Source organism: Kitasatospora cineracea, from assembly GCF_003751605.1.
In the GTDB taxonomy this organism is placed as follows: domain Bacteria; phylum Actinomycetota; class Actinomycetes; order Streptomycetales; family Streptomycetaceae; genus Kitasatospora; species Kitasatospora cineracea.
This window is the reverse complement of the sequence record NZ_RJVJ01000001.1, coordinates 2,456,724-2,482,565: the sequence shown is the minus strand read 5'-3', so window position 1 is coordinate 2,482,565 and position 25,842 is coordinate 2,456,724. Positions and strand designations below refer to the sequence as shown.

General features: G+C 71.0%; 18 protein-coding genes and 3 rRNA genes. 10 read left to right on the top strand and 11 right to left on the bottom strand.

Features of this window, described 5'->3' with window-relative positions; translation table 11 throughout:
• Nucleotides 1-22 precede the first annotated feature (22 nt).
• Nucleotides 23-748: a response regulator gene (locus EDD39_RS11475; protein ID WP_030459584.1), complete on the bottom strand. Its 726-nt coding sequence runs from the start codon at nucleotides 746-748 to the stop codon at nucleotides 23-25.
• A gap of 201 nt (nucleotides 749-949) precedes the next feature.
• Nucleotides 950-1,642 (bottom strand): ribosome hibernation-promoting factor, HPF/YfiA family, encoded by a 693-nt coding sequence (hpf, locus tag EDD39_RS11470; RefSeq protein WP_030459583.1) that lies wholly within the window; start codon nucleotides 1,640-1,642, stop codon nucleotides 950-952.
• A 367-nt stretch (nucleotides 1,643-2,009) separates the two neighbouring features.
• Between hpf and EDD39_RS11465 the strand changes: the two genes are divergently transcribed.
• A complete protein-coding gene (locus tag EDD39_RS11465) occupies nucleotides 2,010-2,810 on the top strand; it encodes a ComF family protein (RefSeq protein ID WP_123555336.1) in 801 nt (266 codons plus the stop codon).
• Here the strand turns inward: EDD39_RS11465 and EDD39_RS11460 are convergent.
• The 3 genes from EDD39_RS11460 to mtrA are packed head-to-tail and all read right to left on the bottom strand — an operon-like array spanning nucleotide 2,794 to nucleotide 7,398.
• A complete protein-coding gene (locus EDD39_RS11460) occupies nucleotides 2,794-4,638 on the bottom strand; it encodes an LpqB family beta-propeller domain-containing protein (RefSeq protein ID WP_123555334.1) in 1,845 nt (614 codons plus the stop codon). The genes EDD39_RS11465 and EDD39_RS11460 overlap by 17 nt on opposite strands.
• Nucleotides 4,613-6,718, bottom strand: a complete 2,106-nt coding sequence (mtrB, locus tag EDD39_RS11455) for an MtrAB system histidine kinase MtrB (protein WP_123555332.1) — start codon at nucleotides 6,716-6,718, stop codon at nucleotides 4,613-4,615. Before mtrB ends, EDD39_RS11460 begins: the two co-directional genes overlap by 26 nt.
• A 2-nt stretch (nucleotides 6,719-6,720) precedes the next feature.
• Nucleotides 6,721-7,398 carry an MtrAB system response regulator MtrA gene (mtrA, locus tag EDD39_RS11450; RefSeq protein ID WP_030459579.1) on the bottom strand — a complete coding sequence of 226 codons (678 nt, stop codon included), beginning with the start codon at nucleotides 7,396-7,398 and terminating at the stop codon, nucleotides 6,721-6,723.
• 227 nt (nucleotides 7,399-7,625) lie between these two features.
• Here mtrA and EDD39_RS11445 point away from each other — a divergent pair, with 227 nt between their 5' ends.
• The 6 genes from EDD39_RS11445 to EDD39_RS42000 all read left to right on the top strand — a co-directional run bounded on the left by EDD39_RS11445 (nucleotide 7,626) and on the right by EDD39_RS42000 (nucleotide 13,827).
• A complete protein-coding gene (locus EDD39_RS11445) occupies nucleotides 7,626-8,669 on the top strand; it encodes a glycerophosphoryl diester phosphodiesterase membrane domain-containing protein (RefSeq protein WP_123555330.1) in 1,044 nt (347 codons plus the stop codon).
• Between the two features lie 4 nt (nucleotides 8,670-8,673).
• Nucleotides 8,674-9,351, top strand: a complete 678-nt coding sequence (locus EDD39_RS11440; protein WP_123555328.1) for a DUF4129 domain-containing protein — start codon at nucleotides 8,674-8,676, stop codon at nucleotides 9,349-9,351.
• A complete protein-coding gene (locus EDD39_RS42005) occupies nucleotides 9,348-10,580 on the top strand; it encodes a DUF4350 domain-containing protein (RefSeq protein WP_162869995.1) in 1,233 nt (410 codons plus the stop codon). Before EDD39_RS11440 ends, EDD39_RS42005 begins: the two co-directional genes overlap by 4 nt.
• Nucleotides 10,559-11,563: an AAA family ATPase gene (locus EDD39_RS11425; RefSeq protein ID WP_123555326.1), complete on the top strand. Its 1,005-nt coding sequence runs from the start codon at nucleotides 10,559-10,561 to the stop codon at nucleotides 11,561-11,563. Before EDD39_RS42005 ends, EDD39_RS11425 begins: the two co-directional genes overlap by 22 nt.
• A 73-nt stretch (nucleotides 11,564-11,636) precedes the next feature.
• On the top strand, nucleotides 11,637-12,950 hold the full coding sequence (locus EDD39_RS11420) for a DUF58 domain-containing protein (protein WP_123555324.1): 1,314 nt from the start codon (nucleotides 11,637-11,639) through the stop codon (nucleotides 12,948-12,950).
• 67 nt (nucleotides 12,951-13,017) lie between these two features.
• On the top strand, nucleotides 13,018-13,827 hold the full coding sequence (locus EDD39_RS42000; RefSeq protein WP_208765482.1) for a nucleotidyltransferase domain-containing protein: 810 nt from the start codon (nucleotides 13,018-13,020) through the stop codon (nucleotides 13,825-13,827).
• Nucleotides 13,828-13,877: 50 nt separating this feature from the next.
• Here EDD39_RS42000 and rrf read toward each other — a convergent pair.
• From rrf to EDD39_RS11385, 4 genes are all read right to left on the bottom strand, one after another.
• Nucleotides 13,878-13,994 (bottom strand): 5S ribosomal RNA (gene rrf / locus EDD39_RS11400).
• 82 nt (nucleotides 13,995-14,076) lie between these two features.
• A 23S ribosomal RNA gene (locus EDD39_RS11395) occupies nucleotides 14,077-17,182 on the bottom strand.
• A gap of 285 nt (nucleotides 17,183-17,467) precedes the next feature.
• Nucleotides 17,468-18,982 (bottom strand): 16S ribosomal RNA (locus EDD39_RS11390).
• The 16S, 23S and 5S rRNA genes sit together here, the layout of an rRNA operon.
• Nucleotides 18,983-19,613: 631 nt before the next feature.
• Nucleotides 19,614-20,618 (bottom strand): stage II sporulation protein M, encoded by a 1,005-nt coding sequence (locus tag EDD39_RS11385; protein ID WP_123555320.1) that lies wholly within the window; start codon nucleotides 20,616-20,618, stop codon nucleotides 19,614-19,616.
• 240 nt (nucleotides 20,619-20,858) lie between these two features.
• Between EDD39_RS11385 and EDD39_RS11380 the strand changes: the two genes are divergently transcribed.
• A complete protein-coding gene (locus tag EDD39_RS11380; protein WP_123555318.1) occupies nucleotides 20,859-21,890 on the top strand; it encodes an RDD family protein in 1,032 nt (343 codons plus the stop codon).
• Between the two features lie 35 nt (nucleotides 21,891-21,925).
• Here the strand turns inward: EDD39_RS11380 and EDD39_RS11375 are convergent, their stop codons facing one another.
• Nucleotides 21,926-22,540 carry a hypothetical protein gene (locus tag EDD39_RS11375; protein WP_123555316.1) on the bottom strand — a complete coding sequence of 205 codons (615 nt, stop codon included), beginning with the start codon at nucleotides 22,538-22,540 and terminating at the stop codon, nucleotides 21,926-21,928.
• A gap of 106 nt (nucleotides 22,541-22,646) precedes the next feature.
• Here EDD39_RS11375 and EDD39_RS11370 point away from each other — a divergent pair, with 106 nt between their 5' ends.
• Both EDD39_RS11370 and EDD39_RS40290 read left to right on the top strand, forming a co-directional pair.
• Nucleotides 22,647-23,159: a SigE family RNA polymerase sigma factor gene (locus EDD39_RS11370; RefSeq protein ID WP_123555314.1), complete on the top strand. Its 513-nt coding sequence runs from the start codon at nucleotides 22,647-22,649 to the stop codon at nucleotides 23,157-23,159.
• Nucleotides 23,156-24,244: a hypothetical protein gene (locus tag EDD39_RS40290; protein WP_208765481.1), complete on the top strand. Its 1,089-nt coding sequence runs from the start codon at nucleotides 23,156-23,158 to the stop codon at nucleotides 24,242-24,244. Before EDD39_RS11370 ends, EDD39_RS40290 begins: the two co-directional genes overlap by 4 nt.
• 63 nt (nucleotides 24,245-24,307) lie before the next feature.
• Here EDD39_RS40290 and ahcY read toward each other — a convergent pair whose 3' ends face one another.
• Nucleotides 24,308-25,756 (bottom strand): adenosylhomocysteinase, encoded by a 1,449-nt coding sequence (gene ahcY / locus EDD39_RS11360; RefSeq protein ID WP_123555310.1) that lies wholly within the window; start codon nucleotides 25,754-25,756, stop codon nucleotides 24,308-24,310.
• Between the last annotated feature and the right edge of the window lie 86 nt (nucleotides 25,757-25,842).

Below are 25,842 nucleotides of genomic sequence, written 5' to 3'. Positions count from 1 at the left end.
GGCGGCCGCTCCCGGCGCGCGCTCAGCCTATTTCGAGGATCTTCTCACGCATCGCGTACACCACGGCCTCCATCCTGGAGTGCAGTTGGAGCTTCTCCAGGATGTTGCGCACGTGGTTCTTGACGGTGTTCTCGCTGATGAACAGCTCCTTGGCGATCTCCCGGTTGTTCATCCCGGTGGCCACCAGCTTGAGCACCTCCAGCTCCCGGTCGGTCAGCCGGGGCGCGGGCAGCAGCTCCCGGTCGTCCGAGCGGCGCTGGATCATCGACTTGAACTCGGTCAGCAGCTTGGCCGCCATCGACGGGCTGATCTGCGACTGCCCGTCGGCCACCGCGCGGATCGCGGTGGCCACCTCGTCGGTGGAGATCTCCTTCAGCAGGTAGCCGGTGGCGCCCGCCTTGATCGCCTCGTAGAGGTCGGCCTCCTCGTCGCTGATCGTCAGCATGATGATCTTGGCGCTGGGCACCACGTCCTTGATCGCGGTGCACGCCTCGATGCCGCTGCGCCGGGGCATCCGGACGTCCATCAGGATGATGTCCGGCAGCAGGTCGGCGGCCTTCAGCACGGCCTCGGCGCCGTCCCCGGCCTCGCCGATCACCCGGATGTCCGGCTCCTCGGCCAGCACGATCTCCAGGCCGCGGCGGAACAGCGCGTGGTCGTCCACCACCAGCACCCGGATCGGCTCCGCGCGACGCGGCGGAAAGCCGGCGTCCTCCGGCCCCAGTCCCTCGCGCGAAAGCTCCCCCATCCGCCCCTCCCCCGCCTCCGGCCACGTTCGACGCGCCCCATCATTCCACGGCCCCGGCCCGATCCGGTCACCCTGCGCCGCCGGACCGCCCGGCTGGGTGACCCCGCGGCCGCCGCACGCGCCGATGACCCCGGCGGCCGGTGCGGCCGCCGGGGTCACCATGGTGCTCCGGCTGCGGGCGGGGCCCGCCGTCAGTCCCGCCTACTCCTCGTCCGGCCCGTTGATCGCGCCGCCCGCCCCCGCGGCGTCCACCGCGGCGGCCAGGTCCTCCTTGAGGTGGATCACGCCGTAGTGGTAGCCGTGCCGGCGGTAGACCACGCTCGGCAGGCCGCTGTCCTTCTCCTGGAACAGGTAGAAGTCGTGGCCCACCAGCTCCATCGCGTACAGCGCCTGGTCCAGCGACATCGGCGCCGCGGCGTGGGTCTTCTCGCGGACCACCAGCGGCCCGTCGCCCTCCACCTCCAGGTTGCCCGCCACGGTCTTGCGGGCCGTGCCGTTGACGCTCGGGGCGGCCTCGGCGGCGGGCAGGTCGGCCAGCGCGGCGGTCGCCGCGGCGACGCTGACCGGGGCGCGCCCGTTGGTGCCGCCCTTGTGCACCCGGCGGCGGTCGGCGGACTTGCGCAGCTGCGCCTCCAACTTGGCGGAGGCCAGGTCCAGCGCCGCCCACGGGTCGCTGGCGGACGCCTCGGCCCGGATCACCGGGCCACGGCTGCGGAGGGTGATCTCCACCCGGTCGGCGCGGTCCGCCTGGCGCGGGTTGGGCTCCTTGGACACCTCGACATCCAGGCTGATCGCCTTGGTGTCGAACTTCTGGACCTTCTCCAGCTTCTCGGCCACGTGCTCGCGGAACCTCTTGGGCACCTCGGTCTTGCGGCCCTTGACGACGATGTCCACGCAGAACTCCGATCCCTCGTGCTGACCGGCCCGGAGTGCGTCCCGAACCGGCGTGAGACCCAGCCGGACCAGTCGGTCACCGCCCGCCCCCGGACACCGCCCGGGGAACCCGCGAGGACCACCGGCCCTTACCTCACTTCCTCCCCACCAGGAGCGTTCGAAACCCCTGGAAACCTCATGCAACACCTGACTCGGGGATCTCGCCTCCCCAGTCGAACGAACGTACCGGCGTCCGGTCGGCGGTCCGGCTGTTCTCCCCTGTCTACCCACCTACGGGTGAAACAACGGCGAACGGCTGGACAACACGCCCGGCACCGCCCACCGTATGGCTGATGTCGCCGCCCGGCGAGCGTTCCGGAGGGGTTCCGTGACGAGCCGCAGCACCGCCCACCAGCCCGGATCCGGCCCCGTCCCGGTCCTCGCCGCCCTGCTCGACCTGCTGCTCCCCGCCCGCTGCGCCGGCTGCGGAAGCGGCCTCACCGGCCTCTGCCCGCCCTGCCGCGCGCTGCTCGACGGCGCCGCCGCCGGCCCCGCCGGGCCGCACCGCCCGCCGCCCGGACTGCCGCCGGTGCACGCCGCCGCCCCCTACGCCGGGCCGGTGCGCCAGCTGCTGCTCGCCCACAAGGAGCGCGGCGCGCTCCGGCTGGCCGCCCCGCTGGGCGGCGCGCTGGCCGCCGCGGTGCGCTCCGCGACCGGCGCGGGCGCCGCCCCGCTGCTGCTGGTGCCGGTCCCCTCGGCCCGCGCCGCCACCCGGGCCCGCGGCCACGACCCGACGCTGCGGCTGGCCCGGGCCGCCGCCCGCGAGCTGCGCCGCGGCGGCGTCGCCACCCTGGTCGCGCCGGTGCTGCGGCACGGCCGCCCGGTCGCCGACCAGGCGGGCCTGGGAGCCGCCGAGCGCCGCCGCAACCTGGACGGGGCGCTGGCCGTGCCGGCCCGGCTGGCCCGGCGGCTGGCCGGGCACCGGCTGGTGCTGGTGGACGACCTGGTGACCACCGGGGCGAGCCTGGCCGAGGCGGCCCGGGCGCTGCGCGCGGCGGGCTGCCCGCCGCGGGCGGCGGCCACCGTCGCGGCGGCCGCCCGGCGCGGCCCTGGGGCGGCGCGGCGCGGGGCGCTGCTCGGGGAGGCCGGGGAGGCGGCGGGCGGGGCCGGGCTCAGCCCGGGTAGATGAACGCGTCGGCCTTCGACTTGGTGGGCACCTCGTGCCACTGGTTGTCCTTCAGCAGGGACAGGCCCCGCTCGGAGGAGGCCAGCACGGCCGGGCCGGACGGGCCGGTCGGTCCGGCCGGCAGCCGGGCCTCGGTCGCGGACAGCGCCGTCATCGACTCGCCGCCCTGCAGCGGGGAGTCGGTGGACTGCGAGCCGTCGGTGCCCAGGAAGTGCAGCTGCTGGAGCCGGTCGGCCTCCTTGCCGAGCACCACCAGCTGGTCGGTGTCGCCCCAGGAGACGGCGGCGACCTCGGTCAGCTGCGGGGCGATGTCGCGCAGCGCGGTGATCCGGGCGGTCGGCTGCTTCGCGGTGCCGCCGTGCTCGACCAGGCCGAGCAGCAGCGTGGTCGGGCCGCTGCCGCGGCTGACCAGCAGGGCGATCCGGGTGCCGTCGGAGGAGATCCGCAGCGACTGGACGGTCTGCCCGCCCAGCCCCTCGACCTGCACCGGGGCGACGGTGCGGTCTCGCACCATCAGCACCTTGGGCGCGGCCGGGTCGCGGTCGACCAGCCACAGGTCCTGCCGCCCGTCCCAGCTGGGCGAGGCCAGGCTGCCGGAGCTGTGCACGACCGGCTCGCCGTACTTGCCGCCGTCGGCCAGTTCGGCCTCGACCAGCTCGTGGCCGTCGGCGCTGACCACGGCCGCGACGTTGCCGTCCCGGCGGACCGCGACGGCGCCCGGGCCGGGGCGGAACTGGCCGGCCTGCGGGACCTGCCCGAGCACTCCGGAGACCGGCAGCGGGTCCAGGCCGCCGTCCTGGTAGCGGGTGAGCCGGCCGTCGTTGAGCTGGATGTAGGCGGCCACGCCGTTGTCGGTGCCGGCCAGCACGCCGGGGGCGACCAGGGCGGCCTCGCCGCTGCTGAGCGAGCAACTGCCGCCGGTCAGCGTCAGGTCGAGCCGGTCCAGCTTGCTCTGCTGGTCGGACAGGGTCTGGAAGAGCTGCTGGGCCATCTGCTTGCAGTCGGCCGGGGCGCCGCCCTCCAGCTTGACGGTGGCCACCCGGTTGTCGCCGATGCTGGCGCTCTGCACCCGGACGCCGTCCAGCTTGGAGGTCACCACCGGGCCGAGCCAGCGGGAGGGCCCGTCGGCGGCGGCCTGGGCGGCCTCGGTCAGCGGGTCTATTCGGCGGCGCAGGTAGATCGGGTCGGGCACCAGGGCCGGAGCGGCCTGCGGGTGGGCGGCCGAGCTGTCGTTCTGCGCGAAGAAGTAGCGGTGGACCGGCTTGTAGGTGTTCTTGAAGTTGGTCTGGTCGACGATCAGGCCGTCGGGCAGGTCGCTGATCCGCCACTCGCCCTTGTCCGGGCCGTCGGACTCCTTCACGAAGGTGAAGGTCCGCTCGTAGGCGTCGCCGGAGCGGGCCTGGTAGCTGTGCTGCTCGTCGAGCGTGGCGACCTGCTTGCCCTCGACGGTCAGCTGGACGGTGGTGGCGACGTCCGCGATGAGCGGGTTGTCCGGGCTCGGGGCGCCGGCCAGCACCACCACGCCCGCGTCGGGCTTCCAGTTCTGGGCCGCGACGGCGGTCAGGTACTGCTTGGCGGTGTCGTAGTTGGCCTGGTCGGCGTTGGAGGAGTCCAGGAAGCCGGCCAGCAGGTCCCGGGGGCTCTCGCCCTTGTGCGGGGCGACGGGGTAGACGTGCACCTGGAGGCCGTCGGCGGCGTTCTGCGACACCTCCAGGCGCTGCGGGGCGCCGCCGGAGGGCATCGAGACGCAGCCGGTGGCGGCGGTCGCCAGCAGCACCGCCCAGCCCACCGCGAGGGCCCGCCGGTCAGCCGTCCTGTCGGTCCTGCGCACCGGCGGTCCCCTCCTGGTCGGTGTCGGCGCCGTCCGGTGCGGGCGGGGCCGGCTGGGTCGGTCGGCCGCGGTCGACCACGATCTGCGCGCCGGTGGCGCCGTAGCCGGTGACGTCCGACGGGTCGGAGACCGGGGCGGCGGCGGGCCGGCCCAGGCCGGGGCCGATGCTGAGCACGCCGCCGAGGCCGGAGCCGAAGGCGTGCCGCTCGGTGTCCGGGGTCTCCGGGACGGCGGTGGACTCGCCGCCGGGCAGCGCGGCCGTGCCGCGCGCGGTGCGGCGGTAGGGGGCGCCGGCCGAGGACATGCCCCGGTTGTAGCGGGAGTCCTCCGGCTCCAGCCGGAACGGGGCCCGGGCGATCTCCCCGCCGCGGGTGCGCGGCAGGGTCAGCCGGAAGTGCGAGCCGCCGCCGGGCTCGCCCCAGGCCTGCAGCCAGCCGCCGTGCAGGTGGGCGTCCTCGACCGCGATGGACAGGCCGAGGCCGGTGCCGCCGGTGGTCCGCACCCGGGACGGGTCGGCCCGCCAGAAGCGGTGGAACACCCGGGAGGCCTCGCCGGGCTTGAGGCCGATGCCGTAGTCGCGCACGCCGACGGCGACCGCGCCCTCGGCGGAGCCGAGCCGGATCACCACGTCCCGGCCCTCGCCGTGCTCCAGCGCGTTGACCACCAGGTTGCGCAGGATCCGCTCGATCCGGCGCCCGTCGACCTCGGCCAGCACCGGGTTCTCGGCGCCGCGGATCAGCACCGCGCTGCCCTTGGCCCGGGCCAGCGGGTCGGCGGCCTCGACCACCCGGGTCACGATGTCGCGCAGGTCGACCGGCTCGGCGTCCAGGATCGCCGCACCCGCGTCGAACCGGCTGATCTCCAGCAGGTCGGCGAGCAGCGACTCGAAGCGGTCCAGCTGGTCCTGCAGCAGCTCGGCGGAGCGGGCCGCCATCGGGTCCAGGTCCTCGCGGCTGTCGTAGATCAGGTCGGCGGCCATCCGGACGGTGGTCAGCGGGGTGCGCAGTTCGTGCGAGACGTCCGAGACGAACCGGCGCTGCACCCGGGAGAGCTCCTCCAGCTTGCGGATCTGCGCCTGCAGGCCGTTGGCCATCCGGTTGAACGATTCGCCGAGGCGGGCGATGTCGTCGGTGCCGGTGACCTTCATCCGCTCGTCGAAGTGCCCGGCGGCGAGCCGCTCGGAGATCCCGGCGGCCATCCGCACCGGCGTGACGACCTGGCGGACCACCACCCAGGCGATGCAGCCGAGCAGGATCACCAGGAACAGCCCGGCGGTGGCCAGGGTGCCGATCACCAGGTTGAGGGTGGAGGTCTCCTGGTAGAACGAGAAGACGTAGTACAGCTGGTACGGCTTGCCGTCCGGGCCGGTGAACTGCTTGCCGATCGCCAGGCCCTTGTCGTCGCCGGGCGGGGTCTGGCTGTTCGGGGCGCGGTGCAGCTTGACCGGCTGCTCCTGCGGGTTGGTCGGGTCGGCGGCGACCGTGCGGCGCAGGTCGGAGGTGATCGAGTCGGGCAGGATCGTGCCGGAGTAGCGGGCGCCGCGCAGGCCGGCGCTGGAGGCGCTGGCCTCCTGGTCGCCGGGGGCGAGCGCGATCACCGAGTAGACGCCGGAGCCGCCGGAGGCCAGGTCGGAGACCTGCTTGGTCAGCCAGGAGTTGATCTGGTCGCGGGTCGGGTCGGCGGTCGGTCCGGCCTTGGCCTGGAGGTTGATCGCCTCGTTGATCTTGTCCTGCTCGATCTGGAAGCCACCCAGGGCCTGCCCGTGCGCGGACTTCTGCTTGGCCTCCAGCAGGCCGGTGCGCACCTGGGCGACCACCACCACGCCGAGCACCAGCACCACCACGAAGGACAGCAGCAGGGTCATGGCGACCACCCGCAGCTGGATCGAGCGGCGGTACAGCGCCAGCAGCCGGCCCACCGGGTACCGCAACGGGCGGACCACCGGGGCGAGCAGCACCGCCCACCACCGCCGCCGGCGCGGCCGGCCGGTCGTGGTGGAACTCAGCACGTCGCCGCGCACAGCGTTCTCCCCGCCGGAGCGGTCGTCCGGCGGGGAGTCCTCGGGCCTTGCCTCGCTCATCCTCAGCTGGGTCCGGCCTTGTACCCGACGCCGCGCACGGTGACCACGATCTCCGGGCGCTCCGGGTCCTTCTCGATCTTGGAGCGCAGGCGCTGCACGTGCACGTTGACCAGGCGGGTGTCGGCCGCGTGCCGGTAGCCCCAGACCTGCTCCAGCAGCACCTCGCGGGTGAACACCTGCCAGGGCTTGCGGGCCAGTGCGACCAGCAGGTCGAACTCCAGCGGGGTCAGCGGGATGCCGCGCCCCTCGCGCTTGACGGAGTGCCCGGCGACGTCGATCACCAGGTCCCCGATGGTCAGCTGCTCCGGCGTGGGCTCCTCGGCCCGGCGCAGCCGGGCCCGCACCCGGGCGACCAGTTCCTTGGGCTTGAACGGCTTGGTCACGTAGTCGTCGGCGCCGGACTCCAGGCCGACCACGATGTCGACCGTGTCGGTCTTCGCGGTCAGCATGACGATCGGAATGCCCGACTCGGCCCGGATCTGCCGGCATACGTCGATGCCGTCCCGTCCGGGCAGCATCAGGTCGAGCAGTACGAGGTCCGGCTTGGTCTCCCGGAAGGCGGCCAGCGCCTTGTCCCCGTCAGCGACGAAAAACGGCTCAAAACCTTCACCCCGCAGCACGATGCCGAGCATCTCGGCCAGTGCGGTGTCGTCATCGACGACGAGGACACGTCCCTTCATGTCTCCATCTTCTCATCACCCGAATGTGACCTGCGCCGCACGGCCGTTCCGCCCCGCGCCTCCGGCCGTCCGCCGAACCAGTCATACCATCGCAAAGGTCATGGTCCGGAGCCCTTGTCCGGACCGTTGTGGATCAGCAACGGGATACCCCTGGGGTACGCGTGCGCACCATGGCACGATAAACACCCCGAAGCATCCGAGCCAGGGTGCCCCGACCAGGAGCGTCGATGACCGAGACCCCGGGCTGGACCTCACCCGGTTCTGCTGAACCACCGCCCGGCACCGCCGAAACCGGCCACTCGGCTCCCGCAGCACCCCTCCCCGGCACCCCCGCCGGCGCCCTCCCGCCGCTCCCCGGCACCCCGCTGATCCCGCTGCGGCCGCTCGGCTTCGGCGAACTGATGGACGGCGCGTTCGCCCTGGTCCGCCGCAACTGGCGGGCCGCGTTCGGGTTCGGCCTCGGCCTCGGCGCGCTCGTCGAACTCGCCCAGGCCGGCGTCGACTGGTGGATCCACCTCAACGGCACCGACGCCGAGGCGCTGTTCTCCTCCTTCTACACCCGCCCGGTCGCCGCCCTGCTCAGCATCCTCGCCGCCGGCCTGCTCGCCCCCGTCGTCGGCAACGCCCTGACCGGCCGGGACACCCCGCTCCGGGAGGCCTGGGCCCTGGTCCGGCCCCGGTTCGGCCCGCTGGTCGGCCTGTACCTGCTGGTCGTGCTGATCCTGCTCGCCGCCCTCGCCGCCCCCGCGGCCCTGCCCGTCCTGCTCTCCACCGCCACCGGCGGCGCCGGCTGGCTCGCCCTGCTGCTGCTCGCCCCGCTGCCCGCGCTCTGGCTGTCGATACGGCTGCTGCTCGCCCTGCCCGCGCTGATGCTCGAGAAGCAGACCGTCGGCGCCGCCCTCAAGCGCTCCTGGCGGCTGGCCCGCGGCGCCTGGTGGCGGACCTTCGCCCTGCTGCTGGTCTTCTCGATCGCCCTGTACTTCCTCACCGAGGTGCTGCTCGTCCCCGGCCGGATCGTCTCCGACCTGGTCGTCGGCCTCTCCGGCGGCCTCGGCAGCGACGACACCGACGCCGCCGTCGGCATCGCCATCACCGCGATCGGCGGCACCCTCGCCCACACCGTGACCGTCCCGCTGGCCGGCGCCCTGTACGCCCTGGTCTACACCGACCGGCGGTTCCGCCGCGAGGCGCTCGACCTGGAACTCACCGCCGCTGCCGCCGACCGCCCCGGCCCGGCCCGGCCCGCCGCGGCCGTCCCCTCGGGGGTCTGACCAGATGGGAACCCGGGGGACGGTGGCGCTGCTCGCGGACGGCGCCCCGGTCGACGTACCGCGCGACGCCGCCCGCGACGCCGCGCACGAGGAACTCCGCAAAGCCGTCTACCACCAGCACGAACCCGGCATCGTCGAACGCGTCATGGACTGGATCGGCCGCCAGATCGGCCGCGCCTTCGACGGCGTCGCCGCACCGCTCGGCGGCGGCGGCAACGCCGCGCTCGTCGTGCTGCTGGTCGTCCTGCTCGCCCTGGCCGGCCTCGCCTGGTGGCGCTACGGCGCACCCCGCCGCGCCGCCCGCTCCGACGGCAGCCTGTTCGCCGGCGCCGAAGGACCGCGCAGCGCCGCCCGGCACCGCGCCGACGCCGCCGCGCACGCCGCCGCCGGCGCCTGGGCGGACGCCGTCCGCGACCAGATGCGCGCCCTGGTCCGCGGCCTGGAGGAACGCACCGTGCTCTCCCCCCGCCCCGGCCGCACCGCCGACGAGGCCGCCGCCGAAGCCGGCCGCGCCCTGCCCCGGCACGCCACCGAACTCGCCTCCGCGGCACGGCTGTTCGACGACATCGCGTTCGGCGAGCGCCCCGCCGACGAAGCCGCCTACCGGCTGCTCGCCGACCTCGACCACGCCCTCGGACGCACCCGTCCCACGCCCGTCCCGGCCGGCGGAGGACCCGCATGACCGCCACCGCCCCGCCGCCCGCCACCGCCGCGCCCGAGGCCCCCGCGGCCCCCGCCGCGCCGCCCGCACCCCGCGCCCCCCTGCGCGCCCTGTGGCGGCGCTCCCGCTGGTGGCTGCTGGCCGCCCTGGTGCTGGTCCTGGTCGGCACCCTGGTCGCCGGCATCCCCGGCAACTCCAGCTACGACCCGCTCGACCCGCGCTCCGGCGACCCCCGCGGCACCCGCGCCGTCGACCAGCTGCTCCGGCAGCACGGCATCGACTCCCGCACCGCCACCAGCGCCGCCGAACTCGGCGCCGCCCTGCGCGCCGACGACACCACCGTCGTCCTCACCCGCCCCGCCGAACTCGCCTACCACGACCTGGCGAGCCTCGCCGCCCTCACCCCCGGCCACCGCAGCCGCCTCGTCCTGGTCGCCCCCGACCAGCCGGTCCTGAACGCCTTCGCCCCCGGCATCGAGGGCACCTCCGCCGACACCGGCACCTCCACCGCCCTCCCCCCGTCCTGCCCGCTGCCCGAAGCCTCCCGAGCCGGGGCCGCCACCCTCGGCGGCCAGGGCTACGAGGGCCGCCCCGGCGACACCGGCTGCTACCCGAAGGCCGACCACGACACCCTGGTCAGCCGCACCCGCGGCGACCAGCAGGTGGTCGTCCTCGGCACCGGCGCCCCGCTCACCAACGAGGCCCTCGACCACGAGGGCAACGCCGCCCTCTCCCTCGGCCTGCTCGGCGCCCGCCCGCACCTGGTCTGGCAGACCCTCGCCCCGACCGCCTACACCACCGCCGACGACGAGCCCAGGACGCTCGGCGACTTCATCCCGGACGGCTGGTACTGGGCCACCTTCCAGCTCGCCCTGGCCGGCCTGCTCGCCGCCGCCTGGCGCGCCCGCCGCCTCGGCCCGGTGCTCACCGAACAGCTGCCCGCCGTGGTCCGCGCCTCCGAGACCACCGAGGGCCGCGCCCGGCTCTACCACCGCGCGAACGCCCGCGGCCACGCCGCCGAGACCCTGCGCCGCGCCACCCGCCGCCGGGCCGCCGCCGCCCTCGGCCTCCCGCACACCACCGGGGACCCGGACCCGGCCGCCCTCACCGAGGCCGCCGCCGCCCGGCTCGGACGCCCCGCCGCCGACCTCCAGCACCTGCTGTACGGCCCGGCCCCCACCGACGACGCCGCACTGCTGCGGCTCGCCGACGACCTCGACGACATGGAATGGCAGGTACGACAGCCGTGACCGACCAGCTGCTCAAGACCGTCCCGGACCGGTCCGGCGACGCCCGCGCCGCCCTCACCGGCCTGCGCGAGGAGATCGCCAAGGCCGTGGTCGGCCAGGACGCCGCCGTCACCGGCATCGTCGTGGCCCTGCTCTGCGGCGGCCACGTCCTGCTGGAGGGCGTCCCCGGCGTCGCCAAGACCCTCCTGGTGCGCACCCTGGCCACCGCCCTCGACGTGGGGACCAAGCGCATCCAGTTCACCCCCGACCTGATGCCCGGCGACGTCACCGGCTCGCTGGTCTACGACACCCGCACCGCCGAGTTCTCCTTCCAACCCGGCCCGGTCTTCACCAACCTGCTGCTCGCCGACGAGATCAACCGCACCCCGCCCAAGACCCAGGCCTCCCTGCTGGAGGCCATGGAGGAGCGCCAGGTCACCGTCGACGGCGAACCCCGCAAGCTCCCCGAGCCGTTCCTGGTCGCCGCCACCCAGAACCCGGTCGAGTACGAGGGCACCTACCCGCTGCCCGAGGCCCAGCTCGACCGCTTCCTGATGAAGCTGATCCTCCCGCTGCCCACCCGCGACCAGGAGTTCCAGGTCCTGTCCCGGCACGCGAACGGCTTCGACCCGCGCGACCTCGCCTCGGCCGGCGTCCGCCCCGTCGCGGGCGCCGCGCACCTGGCCGCCGCCCGCGCCGAGATCGCCGAGCTGACCGTCTCCCCCGAGGTCCTCGCCTACATCGTCGACCTGGTCCGGGCCACCCGGCAGTCCCCCTCGCTCGCCATGGGCGTCTCCCCGCGCGGTGCCACCGCCCTGCTCAACACCTCCCGCGCCTGGGCCTGGCTGGCCGGCCGCGACTACGTCACCCCCGACGACGTCAAGGCGCTCGCCCTGCCCACCCTGCGCCACCGCGTCCAGCTCCGCGCCGAGGCCGAGATGGAGGGCACCACCGCGGACAGCGTCATCCAGGCCGTCCTCGCCCAGACGCCCGCCCCCCGGTAGCCCAACCCGGGCCGGGGCCCCGCGCCCCGGCCCGCCGCCGTCCCCACCCCCAGAAAGCGAGCCCAGCCACCCCATGGCCCTGACCGGCCGAACGGCCCTCATCGCCGCCCTCGGCGCCCTCCTGGTCGGTCTGCTCCTCCCCTCCTGGACGGGCATCGGCGTGGTCATGCTGCCCCTGCTCGCCGCCGTCACCGCCGACCTGCTGCTCGCCGCCCCGGTCCGCCGCCTCACCCTGGAACGCTCCGGCGACCCCACCGTCCGCCTCGGCGAGGCCACCACCGTCGACCTGCTCGTCGCCAACCCCTCCGGCCGCCCGCTGCGCGCCCGGATCCGCGACGCCTGGTACCCCTCCGCCTGGGCCCCCGGCACCGCCACCACCGCCTCCCGGCACACCGTCACCGTCCCGGCCGGCGAACGCCGCCGCCTCACCACCCCGCTCGCCCCCACCCGGCGCGGCGACCACCACGCCGGCCGGGTCACCGTCCGCTCGCTCGGCCCGCTCGGCCTGGCCGGCCGCCAGGCCACCCTCGACGCCCCCTGCCGGATCCGCGCCCTGCCCGCCTTCACCAGCCGCAAGCACCTCCCCTCCCGCCTCGCCCGCCTGCGCGAACTCGACGGCCGCACCTCCGTCCTGACCCGCGGCCAGGGCACCGAGTTCGACTCCCTGCGCGAGTACCTCCCCGGCGACGACGTCCGCTCCATCGACTGGCGCGCCAGCGCCCGCCGCAGCACCGTCGCCGTCCGCACCTGGCGCCCCGAACGCGACCGCCACGTCCTGATCGTCCTCGACACCGGCCGCACCTCCGCCGGCCGCGTCGGCGACGCCCCCCGCCTGGACGCCGCCCTCGACGCCGCCCTGCTGCTCACCGCCCTCGCCACCAAGGCCGGCGACCGGGTCGACCTGCTCGCCCACGACCGCCACCGCCGCGCCGCCGTCGCCGGCCGCTCCCCCGCCGAGGTGCTCCCCGCCTTCACCGACGCGATGTCCCTGCTCGAACCCGCCCTGATCGAGACCGACCTGCGCGCCCTCACCTCCACCGCCCTCCGGATGGCCCCGCACCGCTCCCTGATCGTCCTGCTCACCGGCCTCGACGCCCACCAGATCCAGGAGAGCCTGCTCCCCCAACTCCCGCTCCTCACCAAGCGCCACGAGGTGGTCCTCGCCTCCGTCGCCGACCCGCGCCTGGACGAACTCGCGCACGCCCCCCGCATCACCGTCCGCGACGTCTACGGCGCCGCCGCCGCCGAACAGACCCGCGCCGACCGCCGCCGGACCGCCGACCTCCTCACCCGCCGCGGCATCACCGTCCTGGACGCCCCGCCCGAGTCCATCGCCCCCGCCCTCGCCGACGCCTACCTCGCCCTCAAGGCCGCCGGCCGCCTCTGACCCACCGTCACCCCCCGGCCCCCGCAACCCCGTTGCCCGCCCCGGCCACGGCTGCTTGGATGCCCGGATGCTGTATCAAGAAGAGCTGATCGCCCGCGTCCGCGCGGCCTGCGAAGCCGACCCGGGCCTGGACGCCGCCCTGATGTACGGCTCCTTCGCCGCCGGCGAGGCCGACGCCCACAGCGACATCGAGTTCTGGCTGTTCTTCACCCCCGAACGCCGCACCGAGATCGACCCGACCGCCTGGTGCAGTGCCATCGCCCCCACCAGCTACGTCCTGCTCAACGAGTTCGGCTCCCACGTCGCCTTCTTCCCCGGCCTGGTCCGCGGCGAGTTCCACTTCACCACCGCCGACGAGATCCCCACCGTCGCCACCTGGCCGGCCCGCGGCGCCACCACCGACCGGATGCTGCTGGTCGACCGCAGCGGCGCCCTGGCCCCCGTCCTGGACTCCCTCCCCCTGCGCTACGTCCCCGACCTCGACAACCCCGGCATCATCGCCGAGTACTGCGACCCGCTCGCCAACTGGCTGGTCCTCACCCACCACCTGACCGCCCGCGGCGAACACCTCCGCGCCTGGGACGCCCTCGGCCACGCCCACCGCCACCTCCTCTGGATGGCCCGCCTGGCCGAGAACTCCACCACCCACTGGCTCACCCCCTCCCGCGCCGCCGAACGCGAACTCTCCCCCACCACCACCGCAGAACTCCGCACCACCACCGCCCCCGCCACCCCCCAAGCCCTGACCACCGCCCTACGCGCCGCCACCGTCCTCGGCGAACGTCTGTGGACCACCATCGCCGCCCACCACGGCCGGCGCCCTCCGACCGCCCTGTTCGCCGAACTCAAGGCCGCACTGGAAAGCGCCGACAGCTGAACGCGAGAAAGCCCCCTGACTTCCCGTCAGGGGGCTTTCCCACAATGATTGTTCGGCGGCGTCCTACTCTCCCACAGGGTCCCCCCTGCAGTACCATCGGCGCTGTGAGGCTTAGCTTCCGGGTTCGGAATGTAACCGGGCGTTTCCCTCACGCTATGACCACCGAAACACTATGAAACTGTCGCCGCCCGGCCGGATCCCTCCGGCGGGGGTCGTTGTTTCAGAACAACACAGTGGACGCGAGCAACTGAGGACAAGCCCTCGGCCTATTAGTACCGGTCAACTCCACCCCTCACAGGGCTTCCATATCCGGCCTATCAACCCAGTCGTCTACTGGGAGCCTTACCCTCTCGATGGAGGTGGGAGTGCTCATCTCGAAGCAGGCTTCCCGCTTAGATGCTTTCAGCGGTTATCCCTCCCGAACGTAGCCAACCAGCCATGCCCTTGGCAGGACAACTGGCACACCAGAGGTTCGTCCGTCCCGGTCCTCTCGTACTAGGGACAGCCCTTCTCAACACTCCTACGCGCACAGCGGATAGGGACCGAACTGTCTCACGACGTTCTAAACCCAGCTCGCGTACCGCTTTAATGGGCGAACAGCCCAACCCTTGGGACCTACTCCAGCCCCAGGATGCGACGAGCCGACATCGAGGTGCCAAACCATCCCGTCGATATGGACTCTTGGGGAAGATCAGCCTGTTATCCCCGGGGTACCTTTTATCCGTTGAGCGACGGCGCTTCCACAAGCCACCGCCGGATCACTAGTCCCTACTTTCGTACCTGCTCGACCCGTCAGTCTCACAGTCAAGCTCCCTTGTGCACTTACACTCAACACCTGATTGCCAACCAGGCTGAGGGAACCTTTGGGCGCCTCCGTTACCCTTTAGGAGGCAACCGCCCCAGTTAAACTACCCACCAGACACTGTCCCTGATCCGGATCACGGACCCAGGTTAGACATCCAGCACGACCAGAGTGGTATTTCAACGGCGACTCCACAACAACTGGCGTTGCTGCTTCACAGTCTCCCACCTATCCTACACAAGCCGAACCGAACACCAATATCAAGCTATAGTAAAGGTCCCGGGGTCTTTCCGTCCTGCTGCGCGAAACGAGCATCTTTACTCGTAATGCAATTTCACCGGGCCTGTGGTTGAGACAGTCGAGAAGTCGTTACGCCATTCGTGCAGGTCGGAACTTACCCGACAAGGAATTTCGCTACCTTAGGATGGTTATAGTTACCACCGCCGTTTACTGGCGCTTAAGTTCTCAGCTTCGCCCGACCGAAATCGGACTAACCGGTCCCCTTAACGTTCCAGCACCGGGCAGGCGTCAGTCCGTATACATCGCCTTACGGCTTCGCACGGACCTGTGTTTTTAGTAAACAGTCGCTTCTCGCTGGTCTCTGCGGCCACCACCAGCTCGGGGAGCAAGTCCCGTCACCAGCAATGGCCCCCCTTCTCCCGAAGTTACGGGGGCATTTTGCCGAGTTCCTTAACCACAGTTCACCCGAACGCCTCGGTATTCTCTACCTGACCACCTGAGTCGGTTTGGGGTACGGGCCGCCATGAAACTCGCTAGAGGCTTTTCTCGACAGCATAGGATCATCCACTTCACCACAATCGGCTCGGCATCAGGTCTCAGACACGTGTTGCGCGGATTTGCCTACGCAACGTCCTACACCCTTACCCCGGGACTACCACCGCCCGGGCTGGACTACCTTCCTGCGTCACCCCATCGCTCACCTACTACCCCGTTGGGTCACCGGCTCCACCACGTCCCTTTGTCCGAAGACTCCGGGCCGGCTTCACGGGCTTAGCATCAAGAGGTTCGACGTTGGCGCTTCAAAGCGGGTACGGGAATATCAACCCGTTGTCCATCGACTACGCCTGTCGGCCTCGCCTTAGGTCCCGACTTACCCTGGGCAGATCAGCTTGACCCAGGAACCCTTGGTCAATCGGCGCAAGAGTTTCCCACTCTTGTATCGCTACTCATGCCTGCATTCTCACTCGTGAACCGTCCACAACTCGATTCCTCGGCTGCTTCACCCGGCACACGACGCTCCCCTACCCATCACAGCCCCCGTTGGGGGTATTGCTGCAATGACACGACTTCGGTGGTGTGCTTGAGCCCCGCTACATTGTCGGCGCGGAATCACTTGACCAGTGAGCTATTACGCACTCTTTCAAGGGTGGCTGCTTCTAAGCCAACCTCCTGGTTGTCTCTGCGACTCCACATCCTTTCCCACTTAGCACACGCTTAGGGACCTTAGTCGGTGTTCTGGGCTGTTTCCCTCTCGACCATGGAGCTTATCCCCCACAGTCTCACTGCCGCGCTCTCACTTACCGGCATTCGGAGTTTGGCTAAGGTCAGTAACCCGGTAAGGCCCATCGCCTATCCAGTGCTCTACCTCCGGCAAGAAACACGCGACGCTGCACCTAAATGCATTTCGGGGAGAACCAGCTATCACGGAGTTTGATTGGCCTTTCACCCCTAACCACAGGTCATCCCCCAGGTTTTCAACCCTGGTGGGTTCGGTCCTCCACACGGTCTTACCCGCGCTTCAACCTGCCCATGGCTAGATCACTCCGCTTCGGGTCTTGGGCATGCAACTCGATCGCCCTATTCGGACTCGCTTTCGCTACGGCTACCCCACACGGGTTAACCTCGCTACACACCGCAAACTCGCAGGCTCATTCTTCAAAAGGCACGCAGTCACAGCCCGAAGGCTGCCCCCACGGCTTGTAGGCACACGGTTTCAGGTACTATTTCACTCCGCTCCCGCGGTACTTTTCACCATTCCCTCACGGTACTATCCGCTATCGGTCACCAGGGAATATTTAGGCTTAGCGGGTGGTCCCGCCAGATTCACACGGGATTTCTCGGGCCCCGTGCTACTTGGGAGAAGCTCAAGCGAGCCGTACAGATTTCGTCTACGGGGGTCTTACCCTCTACGCCGGACCTTTCGCATGTCCTTCGACTACCCATACGGTTTCTGACTCGCCCAGCCGCCGGCAGACGACTGAAGAACTTTCCCACAACCCCGTCGTGGCAACCCCTGCCGGGTCTCACACCACAACGGTTTGGCCTCATCCGGTTTCGCTCGCCACTACTCCCGGAATCACGGTTGTTTTCTCTTCCTGCGGGTACTGAGATGTTTCACTTCCCCGCGTTCCCTCCACGCACCCTATGTGTTCAGGTACGGGTGACAGCCCATGACGACTGCCGGGTTTCCCCATTCGGACACCCCCGGATCAAAGCTCGGTTGACAGCTCCCCGGGGCCTATCGCGGCCTCCCACGTCCTTCATCGGTTCCTGGTGCCAAGGCATCCACCGTGCGCCCTTAAAAACTTGGCCACAGATGCTCGCGTCCACTGTGCAGTTCTCAAACAACGACCAGACACCCAAACCCGACACCCCTGACAGGAGCGCCCGGCATGAGGCCGGCATCCATGAGAAAACGATCACTCGTTCCCTCAGGACCCAACAACGTGCCCGGCACAGTCACTCCCAGAGAACCGCTTTCCACGCCCCGAGGGGGCAGTACTGGCGACCTGTTCGCTTCCTGTGCCGAATAGTCAACGTTCCACCCATGAGCTAGCACTCCGGGACATTCGCCCGAAGCTGCCGTGTGCTCCTTAGAAAGGAGGTGATCCAGCCGCACCTTCCGGTACGGCTACCTTGTTACGACTTCGTCCCAATCGCTGGTCCCACCTTCGACGGCTCCTCCCCTTACGGGTTAGGCCACCGGCTTCGGGTGTTACCGACTTTCGTGACGTGACGGGCGGTGTGTACAAGGCCCGGGAACGTATTCACCGCAGCATGCTGATCTGCGATTACTAGCAACTCCAACTTCATGGGTCGAGTTGCAGACCCCAATCCGAACTGAGACCGGCTTTTTGGGATTCGCTCCGCCTCGCGGCATCGCAGCCCTTTGTACCGGCCATTGTAGCACGTGTGCAGCCCAAGACATAAGGGGCATGATGATTTGACGTCGTCCCCACCTTCCTCCGAGTTGACCCCGGCAGTCTCCTGTGAGTCCCCGACATTACTCGCTGGCAACACAGAACAAGGGTTGCGCTCGTTGCGGGACTTAACCCAACATCTCACGACACGAGCTGACGACAACCATGCACCACCTGTACACCGACCACAAGGGGGCTGATATCTCTACCAGTTTCCGGTGTATGTCAAGCCTTGGTAAGGTTCTTCGCGTTGCGTCGAATTAAGCCACATGCTCCGCTGCTTGTGCGGGCCCCCGTCAATTCCTTTGAGTTTTAGCCTTGCGGCCGTACTCCCCAGGCGGGGAACTTAATGCGTTAGCTGCGGCACCGACGACGTGGAATGTCGCCAACACCTAGTTCCCAACGTTTACGGCGTGGACTACCAGGGTATCTAATCCTGTTCGCTCCCCACGCTTTCGCTCCTCAGCGTCAGTAATGGCCCAGAGATCCGCCTTCGCCACCGGTGTTCCTCCTGATATCTGCGCATTTCACCGCTACACCAGGAATTCCGATCTCCCCTACCACACTCCAGCCTGCCCGTATCGAATGCAGACCCGGGGTTGAGCCCCGGGCTTTCACATCCGACGCGACAGGCCGCCTACGAGCTCTTTACGCCCAATAATTCCGGACAACGCTCGCACCCTACGTATTACCGCGGCTGCTGGCACGTAGTTAGCCGGTGCTTCTTCTGCAGGTACCGTCACTTGCGCTTCTTCCCTGCTGAAAGAGGTTTACAACCCGAAGGCCGTCATCCCTCACGCGGCGTCGCTGCATCAGGCTTTCGCCCATTGTGCAATATTCCCCACTGCTGCCTCCCGTAGGAGTCTGGGCCGTGTCTCAGTCCCAGTGTGGCCGGTCGCCCTCTCAGGCCGGCTACCCGTCGTCGCCTTGGTGGGCCGTTACCCCACCAACAAGCTGATAGGCCGCGGGATCATCCTGAACCGCCGGAGCTTTCCACCGGCCCCCATGCGGGAGACGGTCGTATCCGGTATTAGACCTCGTTTCCAAGGCTTGTCCCAGAGTTCAGGGCAGATTCCCCACGTGTTACTCACCCGTTCGCCACTGATCCACCCGAAGGGCTTCACCGTTCGACTTGCATGTGTTAAGCACGCCGCCAGCGTTCGTCCTGAGCCAGGATCAAACTCTCCGTGAATGCTTCCACGAAAGAGCGGCACAGCAGCCACCGGAATAAGGCGGCCCCGTGCACTGCGTCCTCGCTAGTGTTTTACTTCAAAAGGAATCTCCAACCCCGACGAGACGTCGAGGCCGGGGATGTCAACATATCTGGCGTTGACTTTTGGCACGCTGTTTGAGTTCTCAAGGAACGGACACTTCCTTCGGACCGCATTCCTGCGGACCCTCCGGGCGCTTCGTTCTTTCGTGTTTCCAGCTTACCAGAGGTTTTTCGCTCTGATTTCCATTCCCGCTGGAGTGGGAATTCCTTCGACTTCGCTGCAGACCTTATCAAAAGCTCTGCACTGCTCTGCTTCGGGGTTTTGCCGGAACCGGGCCAGCATCCTCTCGGACGCGCTGCCTCGCTTCGGCGGTGTCGTAGACACTACGCTCGGGCGGACTGTATGTCCAGTCGCTCCCAACCGTTCAAACCTACTAGCCCATAGGAATCACGTCAATGGTCCCGCCGGGTTGATCATCAGGCTACCAGGTTTGGCGGGGCGTCCATGACCACGCCGCGCCGCAGCAAGCGGCGCGTCATCGGAAGCGGCAAGGGCCCCTAGAAACCTCCGAGGGCTGCCAGGGCCCCGAGCGGAGTGCGGTGCGGGCGGTCAGCCGACCATCGGCTGGTGTTCGGTGCGGTCGGCGGCTTCGACGTCGCCGGTCTCGCCGGCGGTGGCGGCGTGCTTGCCGAGGACCAGGGCGTAGAGGAGGAAGAGGGCTTCGACGGTGAGGCCGATGCCGATGCGGAGCCAGCTGGGGAGGGCGGAGCCGGTGACGAAGCCCTCGATGAAGCCGGTGACCATGAGGACGGCGGTGAGGCCGATGACGGAGCCGATGACCGCGCGGCCCTCTTCGGCGAGGGCGACGGTGCGGGTGCGGGGGCCGGGGTCGATGACGGTCCAGCCGAGGCGGAGGCTGAGGCCGCCGGCGACGAAGATCGCGGTGATCTCGAGCAGGCCGTGCGGGATGAGCAGGCCGAGGAAGAGCTGGAGGTGGTCGGCGGAGGCCATGATGCCGATGCCGCTGCCGAGGTTGAGGACGTTGACCAGCAGGATGTACAGGACCGGGATGCCGAGCAGGACGGCCGAGATCAGGCACTGGGCGGCGACCCAGGCGTTGTTGGTCCACACCTGGGCGGCGAAGTTCGCCGAGGGGTGTTCGGTGTAGTAGGCCTCGAACTCGCCGCCGGGCTTGGTGAGTTGCTCGTACTGCTCGGGTGAGAGCAGGGACTTGATCATCTCGGGGTGGGTGCCCGTCCACCAGGCGACCACGGCGCTGAGGAGGAAGGAGAGCGCGCCGACGGTGAGCCACCAGCGGCGGGTGCGGTAGAGGATCGCGGGGAAGCCGGCGGTGAAGTAGTGGGCGGCGTCGCGCCAGGAGGAGGCGCGGGCGCCGGCGACGGCGTTGCGGCCGCGGACGACCAGGGTGGTGAGCCGGCCCTCGACGCCGGGGTGCGGGGCGGCGGCCTGGACCTGGGCGAGGTGGCTGGTGGCGCGCTGGTAGAGGGCGATCAGCTCGTCGGACTCCTCACCGGTGAGCCGTCGGCGGCTGCTGAGGACCTCCAGCCGGTGCCACTCGGCCTGGTGGGCGGCGACGAAGACGTCCAGGTCCATGGCTGCTCTCTCCGGGGGCGCGGTGGGGCGGGCGGCGGGCACTGGTTGGTGTGCGGCCGGGCTGGTTGCGGGGCTTAGCTTGCCAGAGCGGGCGGGCGGTGTGCCGGGGGATGCCGGAAGCGTCGGACCGGGGTTACCCGCGGAGGGTGCCCGGCCTTATGTTTGCCGCTGTTGGTCGAGGGGGTCGGGCCGTGCGACGTGGGGTCGCCGGCGGGCCGCGGAGTGGAGCGGGTGGGTGGCGTGAGCGAGCTGGTGACCGGCGAGGCGGTCGTCCTGGGGTTGCGGACGGCGCAGCTGCCGTCGCGGGCGCTGGCCCGGCTGCTGGACTGGGTGGTGTACGTGATGGCGTACTTCATCCTGAGCGTGGGGCTGATGCTGGGGCTCTCCGACCTGGAGATGGCCGCCGTGATGGCGTTCGAGATCTCGGTGTTCGTGTTCTGCACGGTGCTGCTGCCGGTGCTGGTCGAGACGCTGTCGCACGGGCGGTCGCTGGGGAAGGTCGCGCTGGGGCTGCGGGTGGTGCGGATGGACGGCGGTCCGATCCGGTTCCGGCACGCGCTGGTGCGGGGGCTGGTCGGGGTGATCGACTTCGGGCTGTTCGCGCTGCCCGCGGTGCTGTCCGCGCTGATCTCGGTGAAGGGGCGCCGGCTCGGTGACATCTTCGGCGGGACGATGGTGGTCCGGGAGCGGCTGCCGCAGAGCGCCCGGGACCAGGGGTCGGTGCCGCCGGTGCCGCCGCAGGTGATGCACGCGCTGGGCGCGGACCTGGTGGCGCTGGACCTGTCCGCGGTGCCGGACGGGCTGTGGCTGTCGTCGCGCCAGGTGCTGAGCCGGATGCACGAGTTGGACCAGCCGGTGGCGGCGGGGCTGGGCGACCGGCTGGCCGCGGACCTGGCGCAGCGGACGGGGTGGCCGGTGCCGGCGGGGCTGCCGTCGCTGGTGTACCTGGGGGCAGTGTCGATGGAGCGGCAGCGCCGGGAGTGGGAGCGGGCGTCGGCCGCGGCGATGGCGGCCTACGCGGCGCAGACCGGGTACGGGGTGCCGGCGGGGTACGGCGCGGTGCCGTTCCAGCAGGCTCCGGTGCCGGTGCCGGTGCCGGTGCCGCCGCAGGTGCCGGGCCAGGGGCCGGGGCAGCCGGTGCGGCAGCTCGGGTACCCGCAGGCTCCGGCGCAGCCGGTGGCGTTCGAGAAGCCGACGGCGTCCACGGCGTCGCCCGTGCCCCCGGCGCCGGTCGAGTCCGGTCCGGCGGGCGGGTTCGCGCCGCCGGCCTGAGCGGTTCGGCGGGCCGGAGGAACGGGGCCCGCGGCTCAGCGGCGCGGGTTGGGCGGGGAGTCGAGTTCTTCGAGTTCGATGCCGGGGGCGCCGAGCAGGACGTCCCCGGTGAGGTGGAGGTCGCGGACCTCGCCGGTGTCGAGGTCGGTGACCCGGTAGTGCTCGACCGGGAGCGGGCCGCTGTCGGTGGGGTGGTCCTGGACGGAGTGGAACTGCCAGCCCTGGTCGAGGGTGCGGGGGGCGAGGGCGTCGCCGGTGAAGGAGACCAGGCGGATCCGGGCGTCGGCGCCGGGGTCGAGGGCGAGCAGTCGGGCGGTGGCGACCAGGAAGGCCGGGGAGTCGCCGGTGAAGGCGTGCGCCCGGTCCTCCCCCTCGGTGGCCTCTCCGCCGCCGGCGGCGTCGGAGCGGACCCAGTGGACGCCTTCGAGCGCGCCGCCGCGGACCTGCCAGCCGCCGGAGCGGAGTTCGAGCCGGATCGGGCGGTGGCGGGCGTCCAGGGTGAGGTCGGTGGTGCCCTGGACGGTGCCGTCGGGGCGGTAGCGCTTGGCGACGTAGCGCCAGCCGGCGGGGCCGGGGGCGCACTGGAAGCGCTCCTCGCCGAGCGGGGTTCCGTCGTGCGGGTCGTGGAGGGAGTAGCGGCCGTTCGGCATGGGGGGAAGCCTACGTAATCGGGTGCAACCTTCCCGGGGGCGGGCGGCATCAGGGGGGCGGTGGTGCGGTCGCGCCGCCGGTCTTGGGGAAGGAGGGGCTGCCGGGATGGCGGAGCTGACGCGGGACGAGGAGTTCACCGCGTTCGTGGCGTCCAGGGCGGTCTGGCTGCGAAAGGTCGCGTACCTGCTGTGCGCGGACTGGCACCGCGCGGACGACCTGGTGCAGGAGAGCATCACCAAGCTGTACACCCACTGGGGGCGGGCGGGCCGGGCGGAGAACCGGGACGGCTACGCGCGGACGGTGCTGGTGAACACCTTCCTGGCCGAGCAGCGCACCGCGTGGTGGCGGCGGACCAGGCCCGCGGCGCGGACGCCGGAGGGGGCGGCGGCCGCGGGGCCGGACCTGGCGGTGTCGCTCGACCTGCGGGAGGCGTTGGCGGCGCTGCCGCCGCGGCAGCGGGCGACGGTGGTGCTGCGCTACTACTGCGATCTGTCGGTCGAGCAGACCGCTGCCGAGCTGGGGTGTTCCAGCGGGAACGTGAAGAGCCAGAGTTCGCGGGCGCTGGAGGCGCTGCGGCGTTCGCCGACGCTGCGTCCGGCGGGGAGGTCAGGGGCATGAGCGGAGAAGGCGAGGAGCTGTCCGTGCGGATGGCGCGGTACGTGGCGGTGGAGGAGGCGGCGGCGCCGCCCTCGCGGGTGGATCCGGCGCTGGCGGCGCTGCAGGGCCGGGCGGTGCTGCGCCGGCGGCGGTGGACGGTGGTCGCGGCGGCCGCGGCGGTGGTGCTGTCGGCCGGGTCGTTCGCCGTGCTGGGCCCGGGGGGCGGGGCGGATCCGGCGGGGCCCCGGGTCTCCCGACAGGGCGCGTCGCCGTCCGGGGGGATTTCGGCGCCGCCGGTGACGAGGCGGACGGTGCTGACGGCGCCGGCCCGGTTCGGCTGGCTGCCGGATTCGGTGACGGCGGTGGAGTACCGCTCGGGGGCGGGCGGTTCGGACGTGGTCGCCGAGGTGGGCGCGGCGGGGAGCGCCGGGTGGGGCCAGTTCGTGCTGACGGCGTTCCCGGAGGGGGTGACGCCGGACGTGGACCCGCTGATCGGCACGGGGGACGGGCAGCGGATCGCGGCGCCGCCGGTGAACGGGCAGGAGGCGTACTGGGTGTCGTCGAGCGATCCGGCGTTCGCGGCGAGGATGGACCTGCTGCGCTTCCGCGGCGCGGACGGGATCTGGTACCAGCTGGACAGTTCGGGCCTGGCGGAGGCGGACCGGCAGTCGGTGCCGCTGCGGATCGCGGCGGGGGTGGTGGTGGGCCGGTACGCGCCGGCGATGCCGCTCGCGCTGTCCTCGCTGCCGGCCGACACCGTGGTCACCCGGGCGTCGCTGCGCCGGACGGTGAACGGGCAGGACCTGTGGCGGGCCGAGGTGGGCCTCCAGCAGCACGGTTCGCACGACGTCACGGTGTCGGCGGAGCCGGGCGGGGGGGACGCGTACGTCCCGCCGAACTCGCAGTCCACCGGCGAGGCGGTGCCGCCGGGGTCCGTGGCGCCGATGCCGGACCAGGCGGCGTGCTCGTCCGGCGGCGGGGTGCGCCGGTGCGTGCGGGAGGTGCAGCCGGGGTCGGACGCGGACGCCTCGCTGACGGTCTGGCTGGACCGGGTGGTGTCGCGCGGCACGGACGACGCCGGCTGGTCGGTCGACGTGCTGCCGTAGCGGCCCCGGACGCGCCGGTGCCCCGGTACTCCCCGCTGGGGGTACCGGGGCACCGGGCCGTGCTCAGTAGCGGTACTGCTCGGCCTTGTACGGGCCCTCGACCGGGACGCCGATGTAGTCGGCCTGGTCCTGGGTGAGGGTGGTGAGCTTGACGCCGAGGGCGTCCAGGTGGAGGCGGGCGACCTTCTCGTCCAGGTGCTTGGGGAGGACGTAGACGCCGACCGGGTACTGCTCGGTCTTGGTGAACAGCTCGATCTGCGCGATGGTCTGGTTCGCGAAGGAGTTGGACATCACGAACGAGGGGTGGCCGGTCGCGTTGCCGAGGTTGAGCAGGCGGCCCTCGGAGAGCACGATGATGGTCTTGCCGTCGGCCTTGCGCCACTCGTGGACCTGCGGCTTGACCTCGGTGCGGACCACGCCGGGGAGCTTGGCGAGGCCGGCCATGTCGATCTCGTTGTCGAAGTGGCCGATGTTGCCGACGATGGCCTGGTGCTTCATCCGCTCCATGTGGGAGGCCAGGATGATGTCCTTGTTGCCGGTGGTGGTGACGAAGATGTCGGCGATCCCCACCACGTCTTCGAGGGTGGTGACCTGGTAGCCGTCCATGGCGGCCTGGAGGGCGCAGATCGGGTCGATCTCGGTGATGATGACCCGGGCGCCCTGGCCGCGGAGCGACTCGGCGCAGCCCTTGCCGACGTCGCCGTAGCCGCAGACGACGGCGACCTTGCCGCCGATCAGGACGTCGGTGGCGCGGTTGATGCCGTCGATCAGGGAGTGGCGGCAGCCGTACTTGTTGTCGAACTTCGACTTGGTGACGGCGTCGTTGACGTTGATGGCCGGGAACAGCAGCTTGCCGTCGCGGTGCATCTCGTACAGGCGGTGGACGCCGGTGGTGGTCTCCTCGGTGACGCCCTTGATGGTGGCGGCGACCTCGGTCCACTTCTGCGGGGTCTCGACCAGGGTGCGGTTGAGGAGCTCCAGGATGATCCGGAACTCGTCGTTGTCCGCGGTGTCGGGGGACGGCGCGGCGCCGGCCTTCTCGAACTCGACGCCCTTGTGGATCAGCAGGGTGGCGTCACCGCCGTCGTCCAGGATCATGTTGGGGGTCTGGCCGTCGGGCCAGGTGAGCGCCTGCTCGGTGCACCACCAGTACTCCTCCAGGGTCTCGCCCTTCCAGGCGAAGACCGGGACGCCCTGCGGGTCCTCGGGGGTGCCCTCGGGGCCGACCGCGATGGCGGCGGCGGCGTGGTCCTGGGTGGAGAAGATGTTGCAGGAGCACCAGCGGACCTCGGCGCCCAGGGCGGTGAGGGTCTCGATCAGGACGGCGGTCTGCACGGTCATGTGCAGCGAGCCGGTGATCCGGGCGCCCGCGAGCGGCTGGGAGGCGGCGTACTCGGCGCGGATCGACATCAGGCCGGGCATCTCGTGCTCGGCGAGCTGGATCTCCTTGCGGCCGAACGGGGCCAGGGAGAGGTCGGCGACCTTGAAGTCGCCGGTGGGCTGGTTCGACATGCGAACTCCTCGCGGGATGGGCCTGGTTACGGGTGTGCTGAGCGGCAGAGGGCGCGGTGGGCGGCCCTCTGCTGCGGCACAATCCG